This window comes from Bacillus sp. NEAU-242-2 (genome assembly GCF_027853835.1).
Classification (GTDB): domain Bacteria; phylum Bacillota; class Bacilli; order Bacillales; family Bacillaceae; genus Bacillus; species Bacillus velezensis.
In genome coordinates this window covers 1-1,158 of sequence record NZ_JAPNNY010000017.1, presented here as the reverse complement: position 1 = coordinate 1,158, position 1,158 = coordinate 1, and the positions used below count along the sequence as shown (strand labels likewise).

The 1,158-nt window shown below is 49.7% G+C and carries 9 tRNA genes and 1 rRNA gene; all 10 read right to left on the bottom strand.

Annotated features, from left to right (window positions below):
* Positions 1 to 126, bottom strand: a 16S ribosomal RNA gene (locus tag OWN49_RS19435); the annotation flags it as partial.
* Between the two features lie 165 nt (positions 127 to 291).
* Positions 292 to 367: transfer RNA gene (locus OWN49_RS19430), tRNA-Ala, on the bottom strand.
* Positions 368 to 371: 4 nt separating this feature from the next.
* Positions 372 to 448: transfer RNA gene (locus OWN49_RS19425), tRNA-Pro, on the bottom strand.
* Positions 449 to 464: 16 nt separating this feature from the next.
* A tRNA-Arg gene (locus OWN49_RS19420) sits at positions 465 to 541 on the bottom strand.
* Between the two features lie 11 nt (positions 542 to 552).
* Positions 553 to 638, bottom strand: a tRNA-Leu gene (locus tag OWN49_RS19415).
* Between the two features lie 14 nt (positions 639 to 652).
* Positions 653 to 727 (bottom strand) — tRNA-Gly (locus OWN49_RS19410).
* A 24-nt stretch (positions 728 to 751) separates the two neighbouring features.
* Positions 752 to 833 (bottom strand) — tRNA-Leu (locus tag OWN49_RS19405).
* Between the two features lie 6 nt (positions 834 to 839).
* Positions 840 to 915, bottom strand: a tRNA-Lys gene (locus OWN49_RS19400).
* Positions 916 to 951: 36 nt separating this feature from the next.
* A tRNA-Thr gene (locus tag OWN49_RS19395) sits at positions 952 to 1,027 on the bottom strand.
* A gap of 5 nt (positions 1,028 to 1,032) precedes the next feature.
* Positions 1,033 to 1,108, bottom strand: a tRNA-Val gene (locus OWN49_RS19390).
* Positions 1,109 to 1,158 lie beyond the last annotated feature (50 nt).

Below are 1,158 nucleotides of genomic sequence, written 5' to 3'. Positions count from 1 at the left end.
TACCCACGTGTTACTCACCCGTCCGCCGCTAACATCAGGGAGCAAGCTCCCATCTGTCCGCTCGACTTGCATGTATTAGGCACGCCGCCAGCGTTCGTCCTGAGCCAGGATCAAACTCTCCGATAAAGTAGTTTGACTGACTACGCACATTGCTGTGCGATTTATTTAAAACTTTGAATTAACAGGTACGTTTTGTCTTGTTTAGTTTTCAAAGATCATTTCGTTCACTTTCTCAAGCAACTTTTTAATTATATAATAAGTTTCTCTTAAAGTCAACATGTTTTTTATAAATGGTGGAGCCTAGCGGGATCGAACCGCTGACCTCCTGCGTGCAAAGCAGGCGCTCTCCCAGCTGAGCTAAGGCCCCGAAGTGGTCGGGAAGACAGGATTCGAACCTGCGACCCCATGGTCCCAAACCATGTGCTCTACCAAGCTGAGCTACTTCCCGATTTTTAAAAATATTATGGCGCGCCCGAGAGGAGTCGAACCCCTAACCTTTTGATCCGTAGTCAAACGCTCTATCCAATTGAGCTACGGGCGCATAATAATGAATGCCGAGGGCCGGACTTGAACCGGCACGGTAGTCACCTACCGCAGGATTTTAAGTCCTGTGTGTCTGCCAATTCCACCACCCCGGCGTGGATGGTATAGTTGGAGCGGAAGACGGGATTCGAACCCGCGACCCCCACCTTGGCAAGGTGGTGTTCTACCACTGAACTACTTCCGCATACAGGATAACTATCCTGTATAATGCGGGTGAAGGGACTTGAACCCCCACGTCATAAGACACTAGATCCTAAGTCTAGCGCGTCTGCCAATTCCGCCACACCCGCGTTACATGGTGAGCCATGAAGGACTCGAACCTTCGACCCTCTGATTAAAAGTCAGATGCTCTACCAACTGAGCTAATGGCTCTTTTTAAAAGACTTGTGTTATTATCTTATCCAAAAATGGTGCCGGCCAGAGGACTTGAACCCCCAACCTACTGATTACAAGTCAGTTGCTCTACCAATTGAGCTAGGCCGGCAAATATGGTGGAGGATGACGGGCTCGAACCGCCGACCCTCTGCTTGTAAGGCAGATGCTCTCCCAGCTGAGCTAATCCTCCGTATATTACACTTACGTGTAATGGCTTGGCGGCGTCCTACTCTCACAGGG